The 16,541-nt window shown below is 68.4% G+C and carries 12 protein-coding genes and 1 tRNA gene; 6 read left to right on the top strand and 7 right to left on the bottom strand.

The annotated features are described in order from the left end of the window. Window positions 1-64: 64 nt before the first annotated feature. The 6 genes from ACWEQQ_RS10695 to ACWEQQ_RS10670 all read right to left on the bottom strand — a co-directional run bounded on the left by ACWEQQ_RS10695 (window position 65) and on the right by ACWEQQ_RS10670 (window position 8,215). Window positions 65-1,372 (bottom strand): FAD-binding oxidoreductase, encoded by a 1,308-nt coding sequence (locus ACWEQQ_RS10695; RefSeq protein WP_452348030.1) that lies wholly within the window; start codon window positions 1,370-1,372, stop codon window positions 65-67. Between the two features lie 26 nt (window positions 1,373-1,398). Further along, complete coding sequence (locus ACWEQQ_RS10690; RefSeq protein ID WP_452348029.1) at window positions 1,399-2,862, bottom strand: amidase family protein; 1,464 nt, start codon at window positions 2,860-2,862, stop codon at window positions 1,399-1,401. Next, window positions 2,859-3,320 (bottom strand): DUF2871 domain-containing protein, encoded by a 462-nt coding sequence (locus ACWEQQ_RS10685; protein WP_452348028.1) that lies wholly within the window; start codon window positions 3,318-3,320, stop codon window positions 2,859-2,861. The genes ACWEQQ_RS10690 and ACWEQQ_RS10685 overlap by 4 nt, the downstream gene beginning before the upstream one ends. Before the next feature lie 7 nt (window positions 3,321-3,327). Further along, entirely contained in the window at window positions 3,328-3,765 is a 438-nt protein-coding gene (locus tag ACWEQQ_RS10680; protein WP_452341880.1) for a DUF4267 domain-containing protein, read from the bottom strand. 73 nt (window positions 3,766-3,838) lie between these two features. After that, window positions 3,839-7,099, bottom strand: a complete 3,261-nt coding sequence (locus tag ACWEQQ_RS10675) for an AfsR/SARP family transcriptional regulator (protein ID WP_452348027.1) — start codon at window positions 7,097-7,099, stop codon at window positions 3,839-3,841. Between the two features lie 210 nt (window positions 7,100-7,309). Continuing rightward, window positions 7,310-8,215 (bottom strand): TIGR03620 family F420-dependent LLM class oxidoreductase, encoded by a 906-nt coding sequence (locus tag ACWEQQ_RS10670; RefSeq protein WP_452348026.1) that lies wholly within the window; start codon window positions 8,213-8,215, stop codon window positions 7,310-7,312. A 79-nt stretch (window positions 8,216-8,294) separates the two neighbouring features. On the opposite strand from ACWEQQ_RS10670, the gene ACWEQQ_RS10665 reads away from it, so the two are divergent. Together ACWEQQ_RS10665 and ACWEQQ_RS10660 are read left to right on the top strand one after the other, a co-directional pair. Further along, entirely contained in the window at window positions 8,295-8,939 is a 645-nt protein-coding gene (locus ACWEQQ_RS10665) for a TetR/AcrR family transcriptional regulator (protein ID WP_452341883.1), read from the top strand. A gap of 556 nt (window positions 8,940-9,495) precedes the next feature. Further along, complete coding sequence (locus ACWEQQ_RS10660) at window positions 9,496-10,377, top strand: pentapeptide repeat-containing protein (protein ID WP_452341884.1); 882 nt, start codon at window positions 9,496-9,498, stop codon at window positions 10,375-10,377. A gap of 406 nt (window positions 10,378-10,783) precedes the next feature. On the opposite strand, the gene ACWEQQ_RS10655 is transcribed toward ACWEQQ_RS10660, so the two are convergent. Beyond that, a tRNA-Arg gene (locus tag ACWEQQ_RS10655) sits at window positions 10,784-10,857 on the bottom strand. A 203-nt stretch (window positions 10,858-11,060) separates the two neighbouring features. Between ACWEQQ_RS10655 and ACWEQQ_RS10650 the strand changes: the two genes are divergently transcribed. The 4 genes from ACWEQQ_RS10650 to ettA all read left to right on the top strand — a co-directional run bounded on the left by ACWEQQ_RS10650 (window position 11,061) and on the right by ettA (window position 16,323). After that, entirely contained in the window at window positions 11,061-13,100 is a 2,040-nt protein-coding gene (locus tag ACWEQQ_RS10650; RefSeq protein ID WP_452348025.1) for a cytochrome c oxidase assembly protein, read from the top strand. 11 nt (window positions 13,101-13,111) lie between these two features. Beyond that, complete coding sequence (locus tag ACWEQQ_RS10645; protein ID WP_379399035.1) at window positions 13,112-14,056, top strand: threonine/serine dehydratase; 945 nt, start codon at window positions 13,112-13,114, stop codon at window positions 14,054-14,056. Window positions 14,057-14,186: 130 nt separating this feature from the next. Continuing rightward, on the top strand, window positions 14,187-14,636 hold the full coding sequence (locus ACWEQQ_RS10640) for a single-stranded DNA-binding protein (RefSeq protein ID WP_354834641.1): 450 nt from the start codon (window positions 14,187-14,189) through the stop codon (window positions 14,634-14,636). Window positions 14,637-14,646: 10 nt separating this feature from the next. Beyond that, complete coding sequence (gene ettA, locus ACWEQQ_RS10635) at window positions 14,647-16,323, top strand: energy-dependent translational throttle protein EttA (RefSeq protein WP_452341923.1); 1,677 nt, start codon at window positions 14,647-14,649, stop codon at window positions 16,321-16,323. The last annotated feature ends 218 nt before the right edge of the window (window positions 16,324-16,541 follow it).

Below are 16,541 nucleotides of genomic sequence, written 5' to 3'. Positions count from 1 at the left end.
CCGCCGATCACGATCGGCGGGGCAGTGCTTCGCGGAGGTGCCCGAGGGGCTCGAAACCGAAGGTTCAGTGGGGAATCGGGAAGTTGGCGCGGAATACGCCGTGTGGGTCGCGGGCCTGCTTGAGCTTTCGCAGCCGGTCCAAGGTGCCGGTGTCGAAAACCTCTACGACACTGTCGCCGGCGGACAGGACGGTATACGGTTTGCGACCGCTGACCCGCGCGCCCAGATCGGCGATGATGCGCTTCTGAGTGGCGTGCACCGCGGCAACCGTGTCGGGGTCCGAGCCGGTCGCCTGCAGAAACAGCGCGTAGGGCTCCGCGAACGGCGGAACCGCCCCTCGGGTGGGCTCGGCGAGCGCACCACCCAGCTGCCGGATCTGGATGCCCATCAGCGGATCGATCGGCGCGTGCAGCAGAATCTCGGCGGCGCTCTCGTCCAGCGCGGTCAGCAGGTCGGTCCGCAGCAGTCCGGGGCCCGCGGCGGTGGGCTCGTTGACGATGGCGCCCAACTCGGCCGGGGACAATTCCCGGCGCGTGTCCGCGAGGATGCCGTCGATCGTGTCCAGCCGTCGCAGCAGTTCCCGTCCGCGGGCCGGTTCGCCCAGGTAGGCGGCGGCGATCGCGATTACCGGCGGAGCCTGCGGCAGCTCCAGCCGATTGAGCCAGACCGTGAGCTCGGCCGGTGCGTGATCGGTGATGTCCTGGAAGGCATCACGGACCGCCTCGGTCTGCTCGGCCGGCCAGGCGATCAGGCCACCGAACAAGGCCGGAGCCGCGAACAGATCGAACTCCACCGCCGTCACCAGCGCGAAATCCCCGCCGCCGCCACGCAATGCCCAGAACAGCTCCGGGTCGGACTCGGCGGTGACCCGGGCTGGACGACCATCGGCATCGACGATGTCGAAGGCCCGGACGCTGTCGGCCGCCCAACCGTATTTACGGCCGAACCACGACAATCCGCCACCGAGGGTATAGCCGACAACGCTGACCACCGGGGAGCTTCCGGCCAGCCCGGTCAAGCCGTGCGGGGCGGCCGCCGCCTGCAGTTGGCCCCAATTGGTTCCCGCGCCGACGCGGGCACGTCGCCGCGCCGGATCCACCTCGATCCGATCGAGCAGGCGCGTGCGCACCAGGATGGTGCCGGCGGCATTACCGGAAGCGCCGTGACCGTTGGGCTGAGCGGTCACCGACAGGCCCACGTCACGGGCGTAGCCGACCACGGCGGCCATATCCTCCGCGTCTGCGACGTGCACGACGGCCGCGACCGGCTGGTCGATATTCAGATTCCACGGCGTCCGTGCCGTATCGAACTCTTCGTCACCCGGCAGCAGTACCCGTCCGCGCACGGCGGATCGCAAAGTGTTGTGTGACATCTGGATTCCCTTCGCTACAAGAATGTTCACCGCGTCGTGCCCGAGCCACTGGACGGAGCCTGGCCCCGGGCAGGGGTCCGAGTGGCCGGGTCGGTCGCCGGGGAGATGGGTGTGGGCATCGGAAAGGCCGCTTCGATAGGGGCGGCGGCGGTCAGCGCGCGGCGCTCGGCGAATGGGGCGGCGATCAACTGGACCCCGATGGGAAGACCCTCGGCCGAGACGCCCGCGGGGACCGTGACCGCGGGCAGGGCCAGGTAGTTGGCGGCGATGGTGAGGCGGTGCGCCGCATACATGGTCGCGACCTGCGCGGTGCCGCCGAGGTCGTAGCCGACCGGCCAGGGCAGTTCGTCCGAGACCGGGCCGAGCACGATCGGATGCTCCGCGAGGAAGCGCGACCAGGCCGCGCGGCGGGTGAGTCGCTCACCCAGCGCGGTCATGTAGCCCGCCAGATCCAGCGGCGGGAACAGGTCGATCGCCGCGTCCATGAAGATGTTCAGTCCGGCGCTGCCGACTTGCCGCATGGCTTCGCGGCGCTGGACCACCACCTCGGTGGAGACCAATCGGCCGTAGTCCGCCGCCACCTCGCCCAATTGCGGCGGATCCAGTTCGGCCACCGGATATCCCGCGCGTTCGAGGGCGTCGGCGCAGCCGAGCAGTGCGGCCCGCACCTGCGGATCGATATCGTCACCGAGCGTGACGGCCACCGCGGGCAGGGCGGTATCGGTCGCGTCACGCACCGGAATCCATCCGGGATCGCGCAGGTCGGCGCTGCCGCTGAGGACCTCGAAGGCGGTCGTCAGATCGCGCACGGTGCGCGCCAACGGCCCTGGCGCCGCGAATAATTGGTTCGTCGGCGCGGGTGCGGCCCCGGACAGGCACGAGGCCACCGCCACCCGGCCGGGCGTGGTGCGTAGGGAGGCGACTCCGCAGAACGCGGCGGGTACGCGCAGTGAACCGCCGAAGTCGGTGCCCAGGCCGAGGGGTGTCATGCCCGCCGCTACCGCGGCGGCGTCACCGCCGCTGGAACCGCCCGGGCTGCGAGTCGGGTTCCACGGATTCACCGTCGGGCCCGCCTCGTCGTTGTCGGTGTGCCAGCGAGTGGCGAAGTCCGGCATGTTCGTTCGCCCGATGACGATCGCCCCGGCTCGCCGCAGTGCGGACACCGCGGGTGCATCCGCTGTCGCGACGGCCTGTCCGAGGGCCGCCACGCCCCAGGTGGTCGGGCTGCCCGCGACATCGAGGTTGTTCTTGATGGTGACCGGAACCCCGTGCAGCGGCCCGGTCGGCGCCCTGCGGTCGGCTGCGGCCGCCTCCGCTCGCGCCGCCTCGGCGAATACCGTTGTAAGAGCACTGATTTCGGAATCAACCTGCTCGATGCGCTCGAGATGCGCCTCGACGACCTGGACCGCGGTGACCGTGCCCTCGGCGATCAGCGCCGCGAGCGAGACCGCGTCCCGCGTCCACAGCGCGCTGTCCCGGCCGGTGATCACGATGCCTCCTGCTCGGCGAATACCGCTGCGGTGCGCGGTGTCCGGCTGTCGTCGATGGATTTGCCGAGGGTGATGAAGAAGACGATCAGCCCGGCGGTCAGCAGGATGTGGCCCAGACCCGCGCAGAGCGCGATCGCCTCACCGCTGCTGTTGCCCAGCACGGTGAGGGTGCCGTGCAGCGTCATGAGCGCGATGGTGATGATCAGGCCGGTGTTGTACAGCCAGAAGAACCAGGCGTACAGGGTCTTCCGGGCGCTGAGCGTGAACTGCTTCTCCAAGGCCAGCACGATGAGGAAGAACAGCATGCCCAGCGCCAGCACGTGGGTGTGCACGACACCGAGCTGCGACTGCCCGGTGAAATGTTCGGCCTTGGTGATCTCGCGGTAGTAGAACCCGGAGATCAGGCCGATGATCATATAGATGTGAGCGGTATTGACCAGCGTCTTCATCGGGTTCATCGGGCGCTCACCGGTTTTCACGGCGCAGCAGCAGCGCGCCGCTGGCGGCCACCAGGGCGGCGGTGGAGCCGTGTACCGACAGGGCGGTGGCGGTGGAGCCGCGGCGCCCCAGGATGGTGAGCATGTCGCCGGTCGGGATAAGGGCGAGGGTGAGGGTGGTGACGCCGAGGGCGCGGCGCTGCCCGGCCGCGAGCAGGGCCAGCGGAATCAGGCCGGTGACCACATCGCGGACGCCTTTGACGTTCAGGAAGCCGTCGGCCTCGACGTGCGGCCACTCGGTGAAACCGAACCCCGCGGCCATTCGCTGCGGGGCGAGCAGATAGCCGCCGCCGACGGCCATGATGAACCCGGCGCCCAGGACGGCGCCGGCCATGCCGAGCCGTTCGCCGAGTCGGCGGGAACCACGCACGGCAACAACTGATTCCGTGTTCGAGAGGACGGACATGAGCACTCCTGGATCGGTGGGATACGCGTCCCGAGCATCCAGTGCGGTCCGTACCGTTCGCTGACGGTCGTTGTCAGCGAACTGTGCGCAGCAGTTCGAGCACCGCCTCGTCCGAAAGCCGGGCGCCCGCCAGGAATTCCGCGCTCAGGCGCACGGGCCCGAGCGCCGCTTCCGCCTGATCGAGCGCACGCCGTCGGAACGGGCCGATGCGGATCACCCCGGCCCTCCGGTTGATCCGGTCGGTGGCGCCGAGAATGCGGGCCGCGCGTTCCGGGGCGCCCTTCGCCAGATCAACCAGGGCGTAACCGATACCGACCTCGGCCAGCAGCGCCGCCGAGGTCTGGGCGGCCAGATCGCGGGGCATGGCCAGCTCTCGCAGCGCGTCGTCCGGCCGACCCGCCGCGACCAGGGCCGCCGCGTGCGCGGTGCTCACGAAGACCAGGTTCACGAAGCGGACCGTGTCATGGCGTCCCGCGGGCGGCGGGCCCGCGGGGAGCGGATGCTCGGACATCCGCCGGTACAGTTCGATCGCGCGGTCGTTGTCGCCGCGCAGGTGCGCCAGGTGCGCCTGCGTCGCCGCCAGGAAGCGCCCGGGGGCGGGGATGATGTGCGGGGTGATCACGGCCTCGGCCCGGTCGATACAGGTTGCCGCGCAGTCGGTATCGCCGCCCACCAGGTACATCTCCGCCGCGAAGAGCAGCACGCCCATGCGCTCGCCGGCGCCCAGGTCGGCACTGAGCAGTTCCAGCGCGCTCGCGATCAGCGGGCGGGCGCTGTCCAGGCCGAGCATCCGGGTACGGTAGCTGGCCAGGGAGATCAGGGCGCGGCTGTGCGACCGGGCGTCACCGTGCGCGCCGAGGCAGGTCAGCGCCGCCTCCAGGGTGGGCAGGGCGCGGGCCGGATGGTCGCCGCCGAGTTCATCGAAACCTTTTGCTATCAGCGCATTTCCGCGTAGCCATGGGTCATCGGAGGTGGTGCACGCGGTCAACAGGTGGTCGTCGTCGCCGAGCAGGTCACGCAGCGCCAGGATGAGCACGAACATCGGGTGCGGGGGCCGATCCTCGGTGAGGGCCGCGCGGGTCAGCCGCTCGAATTGCCCTGTGTTGTCCAGGATTTGGCCCCACCAGATGTTGGTGAAGTACGCCGGCAGCTCCTCGGCGTACCGGCAGGCCAGATACGCCCCGGTGCACCCTGGCGGCGGTGTGTCGCCGAGCAGGGCGAGGACCTCGCGGCGGCGTTCGGAGATGTCGCCGTGCATCCCGTGCAGCAGCCAATACCAGACGAGGTTCGCGTACAGGCGAACCGCGCGCTCACCGTCGCCAACATGCAGCGCCCAGCGCAGCGCGGTTTCGCAATTGCCGTGTTCGGCGATCAGGCGCGCGAGCCAATCGGGCTGTGCGGCAGTGCGTAATCCAGGGGCGGCGGCGTCGGTGAATTCCAGGAAGCAGTCGGCATGGGTGCGGGCGACCTCGTCCGCATCGCCGGCCGCGATCAATTCTGCGGTCGCATAGGCCCGGATGGTCTCGGCCATTCGATAGCGGTGTCCATCGAAGTCCACCAACGACTTCGTCACCAGCGAGGTGACCGTGTCGATGGCGTCCGGACCGCACACCCGGGTGATGGCGTCCAAGGTCGCGCCGCCCGCGAACATCGAAAAACGCCGGGCTGCTGCGGCTTCCGCATCCGTGAGCAGTGCCCAGCTCCAGGCGACGGCCGCGTGCAGGGTGCGATGGCGCGGGACTGCGTGGCGAGTGCTGTTGGTGAGCAGCCGGAAGCGATCGGTGAGCCGCGCGCTGAGGTCCGGCAGCGGCAGGCTCCGCACGCGGGCGGCGGCGAGTTCGATGGCCAGCGGCACGCCGTCCAGGCTGCGCACGATGGCGCGGATATCCGCGGAATTGCTAGCGGACAGCGCGAAATCCGGGAGTGCGGCGGTGGCGCGGTCGATGAACAGCCGGACCGCGGGCGATGCGGTGGCCGCCAGGAAATCCGCGTCGGCTTCGGGCAGGTCCAGGGTGCGGACCGGATACTGTCGCTCGCCGTCCACGCCGATCGGCTCCCGGCTGGTGGTGAGCACCCGCAGCAGAGGCAGCCGCTGCAACAGGTCGTCGATCAGGCGCGCGGTCGCCTCCACGACATGCTCGCAGTTGTCGAGTACCAACAGCATTCGGCGGCCGGACAGCGTCCGCTCCAGTACTTCGGCCCACTCCGTGGACAATTCGTCGGGTCGCTCGAACTGTGCGAGCGCGTTCGCTATCGCCACTCCGACCGCGGTCACGGCCGGCCGGTCCGCCCGTTCCCGCTCGAGTGCGGCCAGTTCGACGAAGGCGTAACCATCCGCCCAGTCCACGGCGTGCGCCCCGACCGTCTCGACGGCCAACCGGGTCTTCCCCACGCCCCCGGTACCCGACAGTGTCACCAGTCGGGCCTCGCGCAACGCCCGCCGCACTCCTTCCACGTCGCGTCCGCGTCCGACGAAGCTGGTGTACCGCCGGGGCAGCAGCGGCACGGACGCCTTCGATGTCCCGGTGGTTCGGGATGCTGCCGCGACTCCCGTACGACCCGATCCGCGCGTCGTTTCGAAGGCAGGTCCGTCGAATGCGGGATCAGTTGCGTCCGTGTGAATTTCGGCCAGGGCTGAACGCAGTGCCTCGGCGGGCGGCGTGCCGAGCTCCTCACGTAACAGGGCCTCGGTTCGTTGAAACTGCTGTATCGCCTCGGATTTTCGTCCCGCTGCCGCCAGCGCCCGCACCAATCGTGCGGCCAGTGTCTCCCGGAACGGATGGGCCGCTACTTCCGTGCGGAGCTCACGCAATACCTCGCCGCCTCGGCCCAGGGTGCGAAAGGCGTCCGCTCGCAGTTCGACTGCTTCGAGCCGCTGTTCGGTCAATCGCAGTGCCGCGGCGCGCAATACCTCCGATTCCCCCATATCGATCAACGGCTCCCCGCGCCACAACCCGAGCGCGGTATCGAAGCACGCGATGGCTGGTTCGGCCTCGCCGGCCGCGAGCAATGCCCGCCCCGCCACGACCTCACGCGTGAACCGATGCACATCGACGTCCTCGGGCGCCAGTTCGAGCACGTACCCGCCCCCGTCACTCCGCACCACCCCCGGCGCCGCTGCGCGCAACCGACTCGCCAAGGTCTGCAACGCATTCCCGGTCCCCGCCGGCGGGTCCTCCCCCCACACCCCGTCCACCAGTCGCGCCACCGGCACCACTCGTCCGGCTTCGAGCGCCAGCAACCCCAGCAGTGCCCGCACCCGCGGCCCCCCGACCGCCGCCCTCGTCCCGTCCGCGGCCTCCACCACCACCGGACCCAATAGCCCTACCAGCATGAATCGTCCATCTCACGATCGATCCTGCGTGGCGCCGCGCCTCTCGTCAACCTGGGCCAACCCGGGGCTTCGCCGCATCGCGGCCATCGAACCAGCTCAGGCCGAAGCCGACGATGGCCGACGGCCGCGAGGACCAGATCGGTGTCGGCGCCAGGGATTTCGGGCCGTTGCGGGAAGCGCCGGCACAACATCCATTGACCGGGCCGGCGGTCAGCGGCCGATCTCCATGGAGGCCAGTAGCTTCCACTGCTCCACGGGGATGGTGAACGGCTCGGCGGGCAGAGCCTGCAGGCAGACGTGGTCGGCGCCGGCGGCGAGGTGGGCCGCGACCCGCCGGTCTACTTCGTCCTGGCCGACGGCGACCAGGGCGTCGAGAAGCCGATCGCTGCCGGTCCCGGCGAGATCGGCGTCGGTGAATCCGAGCCGGCGCCAGCTGTCACGGTATCCGGGATTGGACAGGTACGCACCGACATGCGCCCGGGCTCGGGCGCGGGCGCTGTCGTCGTCGGTTCCGACCACGACAGCCTGCTCGACCACGAGTGCACGCTCCGGACCGAGAATGGCGCGAGCCCGCGAAGTGTGTTCGGGCGGAACGAGATAGGTGATCGCACCGTCGGCGCGGTCCGCGGCCAACCGCAGGGCGCGCGGACCGAGTGCAGCCAGCAAGCGGGGCAGCGGGCCGGGGTCGGGTAGCCCGAGCCGACCCCGCAGGGCGTCTGGCTGGTCGAGCTCGTCGAGGTATTCGCCCAGTGCGGCCAGTGGTTTGCGGTACTCCAGCCTCAGGACTTCCTCCACCACAAGGGGATTCGACGTCCCGAGACCGAAGAGGAACCGGCCGGGGTGCGCGTCGAGCACCGCTCGCGCCGAGGCCCGCATCCAATGGGGATGCCTGCCGTAGATCACCGCGATCCCGGTACCCACCACCAGCGACCGGGTCGCGGCGAGCAGCCCGGCGGCGGTGACGAACGGGTCGTGCGCGAGCCCCTCGCTGAGCCAGATCGCGCCCAGTCCCGTCGCCTCGAGTTCGGCGGCCAGTTCGGCGACCATCGTGGGTGGTTGTAGATCGAGGCCGTTCACCCAGAGTCCGGTGCGCGGCATGTTCGGTGGAAGAGTCACGGTCAACCTCGGTGATCTATGATTCGGAATACCGTTCCGAATATATGGAACGGCATTCCGATTGAGCAAGGAGTAGTTCGTGAGCGATGCTGACTCGCCCCCGCCGGGCGGTGTGCGGGCCGATGCCAGGCGCAGCCGGGCACGCGTGCTCGAGGCCGCGCGCGCGACCTTCGCAACCGAGGGCGTTGCGGTGTCGTTCAACGAGATCGCGCGCAGTGCCGGGGTCGGCGCGGCCACGCTGTACCGGCATTTCCCGAAGCGGGAGGACCTCATTGCCGCGGCCGTCGGCGAGAGCCTGGGTGAGGTGACTGCGCTGGCGGAATCCCTGTGTGCCGAAACCGATCTCGAGGACGTACTGCGGCAGTGGCTGGTCGCGCTGGTGTCGCACATTCGTCGGGTCCGCGGGCTGTCGGAGGAGATCGCGCGCGCGCTCGAGACCCCAGGAAATCCGCTGGCGCCGCACTGTGAAGCGGCCATGGTCGCTGCCGAGCGCCTGTTGTCGAAAGCGCAGCGGGCCGGGTACGCGCGGGCGGGGGTCGCTGTCGACGACCTGGTCCGCATGGCGACGGCTATCGCATGGACCGGCGACCGATCGGCCGACGACGCGTCCGTCGACCGCCTGCTCGATCTGGTCCTGTGCGGAGTACTCACTCAGCCGATCGCCCGGAACAATGCAGAAGCGGTGGGCTCCACGGAAACTCGTGACTGCGGAACCCGGGGATAGTGGTGCAGATGCCCAGGATCCGGCAGTCACGCCAACGCCGCAGATAATCCAGCAGTTCGAGCACTTCCGCAGGCCCCGTAGCGCACTACCGCAAGATGATGCCGGAATCCGCCGGGACCGGGCCTGCCGGTCTACAGTGCTCTATTCGTCGATCCCTCACTCCATGGGCGAGCCCGGCCGCAACACCTATGGCAGCCCTGTGCCCCTGGCCAGGTTATCCGTTGTATTTCGCGCCAGAGCTACCGAGCCCCTTGTAAGGCTGAAACATTCACGGCTGCGCGTCAGTTCACATGTCGAAGTCCATAACTTGCTCGCTCGTTCGACGTCTTTGCTGCCGCGGCCTTCGTGATATGGACAAGTAATCGGGTAAAGTTTCCCAAACCGAACTAGACGGCATGGTTCGCCACGTGGATCGAGCGAATCTGGTTGGGAGGTACGGTGACTCGTTTTACCGACCGGCTGCGTGGCCGCTCTTCCAATCGCTTTCGCCACCGCATTCACGGCCGTATCCGCACTATGGTTTACAGGCCAGTCATTGCACGCCAACCAAAATCAAATGGTTTTGTCCGAGCAAGGCCAGATAGCCGACCGGTTCGGCAAAGCAATCGAGCACCTCGGTTCAACCACGATCGACATACGCCTCGGCGGCATCTACTCCTTGGAACGCGTGGCCCACGATTCGCCCGCGGACCATCCGACTGTGTACGAAGTGCTCACCGCCTTCGTTCGAACTCATTCGCCCCTCACGCCGTGTGTCGCACCCGAGCCCGGGACGCATTCTGGATCGCTGTTACCGGTCGATGTGCAGGCTGCGGTCGCGGCCGTCGGCCGTCGCGCAACAAGCCATGATGGCCCCAATCCGATCGACCTCGAAGCCTCGTGCCTGGCAGGTATCGACCTGGCGGCGGCCCGGCTCGATGGGGCGAACCTGACCGGCGCGGATCTGGGCGGGGCGACGCTGGACGGCGCCCATCTGACCGGCGCGCATCTGGCCTACGCGCACCTGACGTTCGTGCGACTGTTCGAAGCGAAACTGACGGGCGCGACGCTGGACGGCGCGGATCTGACCGGCGCAGCCCCGACTGGCGCAGACCTGTCGGGCGCGCACCTGGCCGCCGCGCACCTGAATGGCGCGCAACTGAACCGCGTGAACCTGACCGGCGCGTATCTGGGTGGGGCACAGGTGATCGGCGCACTGGCGTTCAATGCGAACCTGACCGGGGCAAACCTGTACGGCGCGAACCTGAACGGCGCGAGCCTGTTCGGCGCGAACCTGACCAGGGCAAACCTGAAGGGTGCGGACCTGACTGGCACGGGCCTGGCCGACGCCGACCTGACCGGCGCGGACCTCGAATCCGTGTGCTACTCGTCAGCCACGATCTGGCCGAACGGATATGTTCCTCCGCCTACCCGAACGCTCAAGTGCCCTTCTCTCTGAGCCGTTACGAAGAACCTTGACGAACGGGGCCAGCAGCCCGGTCACGGGCTCGTCGACGGTGCTCCAGGGGCCAGTGCAGCGGCGTGGCACGGGATGGCAAGCCCCGGTTTGTCAGGAATGTGGCGGTGCTGTGGAGGATGGTGGCGGTGCCGTGGCGACGATCTTGGACGAAGCCGGCTTGTCTGCGCGTGTCGCAGCCGACGCCCTCGGCACGCCGAGCCCTCGATGACCCAGGGGCGGTACATCGTCCGGGGCGGGTGCATCCGGCGGCCGCCGCGCTTCACAACGCGGTCAGCGCCAAGTGAATTAGTTGGGAGTTGGTTGGGGTTACAGTGCGGTTTGCGGGTTCCCCGGTACGGGTATTGGTGTAACTGCCAGCGTTGTCGCTGGTCAGTCACCCCGTGTGCGCCCCCGGCAGGAATCGAACCTGCGACCTAGGGATTAGAAGGCCCTTGCTCTATCCAACTGAGCTACGGAGGCAGTGCGGGCATCGGCGGTGATGCGGGCTCCAAACACCTTGACCGAAATCGATCTCGGTGTCCAGCGCGTTAAGTATAGCGAGCGTCCAGATCAGCAAAGCTGGGTCGCGTAGCAACTGTTCGGCGCGTCGGGGCGGTTGTGCAGACCGGAGGACCGGAAACCCCAGGGGAGTCTGGACGGGCGCTCCGAACTACGCTGGGCCCATGTCGTCAGTGCAGGACCCGCCCGCGGGATCGGATGTTTCGCCGAATCGGTCGGGTTCGGGGGTGACGTTCGCGGCGATCACGGCACTGGGTGGCGCGGCGACCGCGCTGGTGGCGGCGCTGGTCGTGGCGTTGTCCGCGGCGCAGGCGCTGACCCTGCTGGGTATTCCGGATCCGGGGCCGCTGACCACCTACGGGCTGCCGGCGGTCCGGGCGGTCGCGGATTTCTCGGCCGCCCTGACCGTCGGGTCGCTGCTGTTCGCCGCGTTCTTCGTGCCGCCGCAGAGCAGCGGGCTGCTCGACGTGGGCGGGTATCGGGCGCTGCGGCGCGCTGGGAACGCGGCGCTGGCATGGGCGGTCGCGGCAGCGTTGCTGGTGCCGTTGACCCTGTCGGACACCACCGGGCAACCGCTGCAGGATTCGCTGCGCCCGGAGGAGGTGTGGCGCGCCGCGGACAAGGTCGATGTGGCCGGGTCGTGGCGATTCACCGTGTTCATGGTGGTGGTGCTGGCCATCGGCTGCCGGGTTGCGCTGCGCTGGGGCTGGACGCCGGTGCTGCTGTGGCTATCGGTGCTGTCGTTGCTGCCGGTCGCCCTGACCGGGCACTCCTCGTCGGGCGGCGCGCACGATCTGGCCACCAACAGCCTGATCCTGCACCTGGTTTCGGCCTGCTTCTGGGTGGGCGGCCTGTTCGCGGTGCTGGCCTACGCACTGCGGGACGGCAAATACACCGCGCTCGCCGTGCTCCGGTTCTCGAAAGTGGCGACCGTCTCATTCGTGGTCATCGCGATCAGCGGTGTGATCAACGCCTATGTCCGGGTGCCGCTGTCGGATCTGTTCAGCACCACCTACGGCAAGCTCGTGCTGGCCAAGGCCGCCGCGCTGATCCTGCTCGGCGTCGTGGGGTTCCTGCAGCGGCAGCGCGCCATCCCGGATCTGGAGAAGGATCCGCAGGATCGCGGCGCGCTCATTCGCTTCGCGGGCGTCGAGGCACTGATCTTCGCGGCCACCGTCGGCCTGGCCGTGGGCCTGGGCCGCACCCCGCCGCCGGACCTGCGCACGGTGCCCACGCCGACCGAGGTGGAGATCGGCTACAACCTGGCCGGCCCGCCGAATATCGGGCGGCTGCTGTTCGACTGGCGTTTCGATCTCGTCTTCGGGACCCTCGCGCTCGTATTGGCCGTGGTCTACGTGCTGGGCGTGCTGCGGCTGCGCAAGCGCGGCGACTCCTGGCCGGTCGGCCGTACCATTGCCTGGCTCGCGGGTTGCGCCACCCTGTTGATCGCCACCAGTTCCGGTGTCGGCCGCTACGCCCCGGCCATGTTCAGCGTGCACATGGCCCAGCACATGATGCTGTCCATGCTGGCCCCGATCCTGTTCGCGCTGGGCGGCCCGGTGCTGCTGGCGCTGCGGGCGATTCAACCGGCCGGTCGGGACGCGCCGCCCGGGCCGCGCGAGTGGATCCTGGCGGCCGTGCACAATCCGGTGTCGCGCTTCATGACGCAGCCCGTGGTGGCCTCGGTGTTCTTCGTGGCCGGTTTCTACGCGCTGTACCTGGGCGGCATCTTCGACAAGTTCGTCGGCACGCACGGTGCGCACCTGGTGATGAACGTGCACTTCCTGCTCAGCGGATACCTCTTCTACTGGGTGGTGATCGGTATCGATCCGAAGCCGCGCCCGGTGGAGCCGCTCACCAAGCTGGGCATGGTGTTCGGTTCGCTGCCGTTCCACGCCTTCTTCGGCATCGCGCTGATGAGCATGGATACCGTGATGGGCGGCTGGTTCTATCGTGGTCTGGGCCTGTCCTGGAACCATGATCTGCTCGCCGATCAGCACACCGGCGGTAGCCTCGCCTGGGCCAGCGGCGAAGTGCCACTGGTGGTGGTGATGCTGGCGCTGCTCATCCAGTGGTCACGCAGCGACAAACGCCTGGCGAACCGGCTCGATCGCAAGGCCGAACGCGACGACGACGCGGACCTGACGGCGTACAACGCCATGTTCGCCGAGCTCGCCCGGCGTGACGGAGAGGTGCGCAAGTGAACGACGTCGCCATGGCGACCCGGAAAGTCAAGCGGCTCTATCGATCCGATGTGCGGCAGGCCCGCCGCCTGCTGCGTGGTCACACCCGCAAGACCCCCGTCTTCCACACCGACATCCTGGGCCCGCGCGGCCCGGTCCCGGTGACCCTCAAGCTGGAACACCTCCAGCACGGCGGCACCTTCAAGGTGCGCGGCTGTCTCAACGCGCTGTTGCAGGCGCGCGGTGACAAGACCCATGTGGTGCTGGCCTCGGCCGGCAATGCCGGGATCGCGGCGGCGCTGGCCAGCGCGTTGCGCGGAATGTCGTGCACCGTGGTGGTTCCCGAGTCGGCCTCGCACACCAAGGTGGCGGCCATGTGGTCGCACGGCGCCGAAGTGCTGTGGCACGGAACGACTTACGCCGAGGCGCACCGGTACGCCCGCCAGCTCGCGGCCGAGCGCGGCGCCATGCAGCTGCACGCCTACGATCTGCCCGAGATCGTGGCGGGCGCGGGTGTGGTCGGGCTCGAGATCGAGGAGCAGGTGCGGGGCAGGCCGCCTGTGCTGGTCGCGGTGGGTGGCGGCGGTCTGGTCGCCGGTGTCGCGGCGGCGCTGGGGCTGCGTGGCCGGGTGATCGGGGTCGAGCCGCAGGGCGCGCCGACCCTGCACTCGGCGCTGGCGGCCGGGCACCCGGTGGATGTCGAGGTCTCCAGCGTGGCCTCGGATTCGCTGGGCGCGAACCGGATCGGCGATATCGCCATGGAGGTGGCGCAGCGCTACGCGGTGCGTTCCATCCTGGTCAGCGACGATGCCATCGTGATGGCGCGCGAGTATCTGTGGCGCGAGTTCCGCATCGTGGTGGAGCCGGCCGGCGCCACGGCGGTGGCGGCGATCCAGAGCGGCGCGTACGTGCCGGCACCGGGGGAGCGGCCGGTAATCGTGTTGTGCGGGGCCAATACCGACCTGGCGACGCTGTAGCGCGCCGCGAACCTATCCACACCCCGCGAGTTGTCCACACTCGCCGATCCGGTCCTGTCGCCGCCCGCGCTTGCGCGAGAACCTTGAGATCGACGGCAGGCACAGGCTCGAATCGACAAGGGGGAGTGCAATGTACGAGGCGAACACCGCGGTGATCGGCCGGATCGTCACCCATCCGGTGCGGCGCGCGCTGCAGAACGGTGAACAGCTGTTGAGTTTCCGGCTGGCCAGTACTGCTCGCCGCTACGATCAGGGCGCGGGGGACTGGGTGGACGGTGGCACCCTGTACCTCACCGTAAACTGTTGGCGACGGGGGATCATCGAAGGAGTCGAGGCGTCACTGCAGCGAGGTGATCCGATCATCGCGTACGGGCAGCTGCGCTCGAACGAGTACACCACCCGAGATGGCGCGGAGCGCACCGACCTCGAGATGCGGGCCCTGGCGTTGGGCCCCGACCTGGGTCGTTGCACCGCCCCGGTGGTGCGCAAAACCTTCGGTCGAACCGACCGGACCGAACCCGTGGAACGGCTGTCCGTGGATGCGGACACTGCCGGAGAACCCGCTACTACACACAGTTAGGCTTGCCGATATGGCTGAGTTCATTTACCAGATGGTGAAGGTGCGAAAGGCGCATGGCGACAAGGTCGTGCTCGACAATGTGACCTTGAACTTCCTTCCCGGCGCCAAGATCGGTGTCGTCGGCCCGAACGGCGCGGGTAAGTCCAGTGTGCTGAAGATCATGGCGGGACTGGACCAGCCGAACAACGGTGATGCCTGGCTCGCGCCGGGCGCGACGGTCGGCATCCTGCAGCAGGAGCCGCCGCTGAACGAAGAGAAGACCGTGCGCGGCAACGTCGAGGAGGGCCTCGGCGAGATCAAGGTGAAGCTGGACCGCTTCAACGAGATCGCCGAGCTCATGGCGACCGACTACTCCGACGAGCTGATGGAGGAGATGGGCAAGCTCCAGGAGGAGCTCGACCACGCCGACGCGTGGGATGTCGACTCCCAGCTCGAGCAGGCCATGGACGCGCTGCGCTGCCCGCCGCCGGACGAGCCGGTCACCAACCTCTCCGGTGGTGAGCGCCGTCGCGTCGCGCTGTGCAAGCTGCTGCTGAGCAAGCCCGACCTGCTGCTGCTCGACGAGCCCACCAACCACCTCGACGCCGAGTCGGTGCTGTGGCTGGAGCAGTTCCTCGCCTCCTACCCGGGCGCGGTGCTGGCCGTCACCCACGACCGGTACTTCCTCGACAATGTGGCGCAATGGATCCTCGAGCTGGACCGCGGCCGCACCTTCCCCTACGAGGGCAACTACTCCACCTACCTGGAGAAGAAGGCCGAGCGCCTCGAGGTGCAGGGCAAGAAGGACCAGAAGCTGCAGAAGCGCCTGAAGGAGGAGCTGGCCTGGGTCCGCTCCGGCGCCAAGGCACGGCAGGCCAAGAACAAGGCGCGTCTGGGCCGGTACGAGGAAATGGCCGCCGAGGCCGAGAAGATGCGCAAGTTGGACTTCGAGGAGATCCAGATCCCGGCCGGTCCGCGCCTGGGCAATGTGGTCGTCGAGGTCGAGCACCTGGACAAGGGTTTCGGCGACCGGCAGCTGATCAAGGATCTGTCGTTCACCCTGCCGCGCAACGGCATTGTCGGCGTCATCGGCCCGAACGGTGTCGGTAAGTCGACGCTGTTCAAGACCATCGTCGGTCTGGAGCAGCCGGACAGCGGTGCGGTGCGGGTCGGCGAGACGGTCAAGCTGAGCTACGTCGACCAGGGCCGCTCCGGCATCGACCCGAACAAGACGGTGTGGCAGGTGGTCTCCGACGGGCTGGACTTCATCCAGGTCGGCAATCAGGAAATGCCTTCCCGCGCTTACGTTTCGGCGTTCGGCTTCAAGGGTCCGGATCAGCAGAAGCCGGCCGGTGTGCTCTCCGGTGGTGAGCGCAACCGCCTGAACCTGGCGCTGACCCTCAAGCAGGGCGGCAACCTGATCCTGCTCGACGAGCCCACCAACGACCTCGATGTCGAGACCCTGAGCTCGCTCGAGAACGCGCTGGAGAACTTCGCCGGCTGCTCGGTGGTCATCTCCCACGACCGCTGGTTCCTCGACCGCACCTGTACCCACATCCTGGCGTGGGAGGGCACCGAGGACAACCCGGCCTCCTGGTTCTGGTTCGAGGGCAACTTCGAGGCATACGAGGCCAACAAGATCGAGCGCCTGGGTCCGGAAGCGGCGCGCCCGCACCGCGTCACCCACCGCAAGCTGACCCGCGGATAACGGGTCACCCCAACCGAATTCACCGCCGCCCTCACCCGCCGACGCGGGTGAGTTAGCTGGATCGCGTCCGTCATCGGTCCGCTATCGAGCGCTGGATTCCGTACGGTCCATCGAAGGACGGTCGATTGATCACCGTTTCGTCGGGCCGAAGACGTTTACCGGACGGTTCGCGGCCCGCTGGATGGCGGGCCGTGACCGGCCAGATGAACGGTTATCGA

The organism is Nocardia sp. NPDC004123 (genome assembly GCF_053603795.1).
This window is presented reverse-complemented; position numbering and strand designations above follow the sequence as displayed.

Excerpts from the sequence above, each read along its gene's own strand:
- ACWEQQ_RS10695 (WP_452348030.1), bottom strand. The coding sequence starts at position 1,372 with ATGTCACACAACACTTTGCGATCCGCCGTGCGCGGACGGGTACTGCTG.
- ACWEQQ_RS10685 (WP_452348028.1), bottom strand. The coding sequence starts at position 3,320 with ATGAACCCGATGAAGACGCTGGTCAATACCGCTCACATCTATATGATC.
- ACWEQQ_RS10680 (WP_452341880.1), bottom strand. The coding sequence starts at position 3,765 with ATGTCCGTCCTCTCGAACACGGAATCAGTTGTTGCCGTGCGTGGTTCC.
- ACWEQQ_RS10675 (WP_452348027.1), bottom strand. The coding sequence starts at position 7,099 with ATGCTGGTAGGGCTATTGGGTCCGGTGGTGGTGGAGGCCGCGGACGGG.
- ACWEQQ_RS10660 (WP_452341884.1), top strand. The coding sequence starts at position 9,496 with ATGGTTTTGTCCGAGCAAGGCCAGATAGCCGACCGGTTCGGCAAAGCA.
- ACWEQQ_RS10650 (WP_452348025.1), top strand. The coding sequence starts at position 11,061 with ATGTCGTCAGTGCAGGACCCGCCCGCGGGATCGGATGTTTCGCCGAAT.
- ACWEQQ_RS10645 (WP_379399035.1), top strand. The coding sequence starts at position 13,112 with ATGGCGACCCGGAAAGTCAAGCGGCTCTATCGATCCGATGTGCGGCAG.
- ACWEQQ_RS10640 (WP_354834641.1), top strand. The coding sequence starts at position 14,187 with ATGTACGAGGCGAACACCGCGGTGATCGGCCGGATCGTCACCCATCCG.
- ettA (WP_452341923.1), top strand. The coding sequence starts at position 14,647 with ATGGCTGAGTTCATTTACCAGATGGTGAAGGTGCGAAAGGCGCATGGC.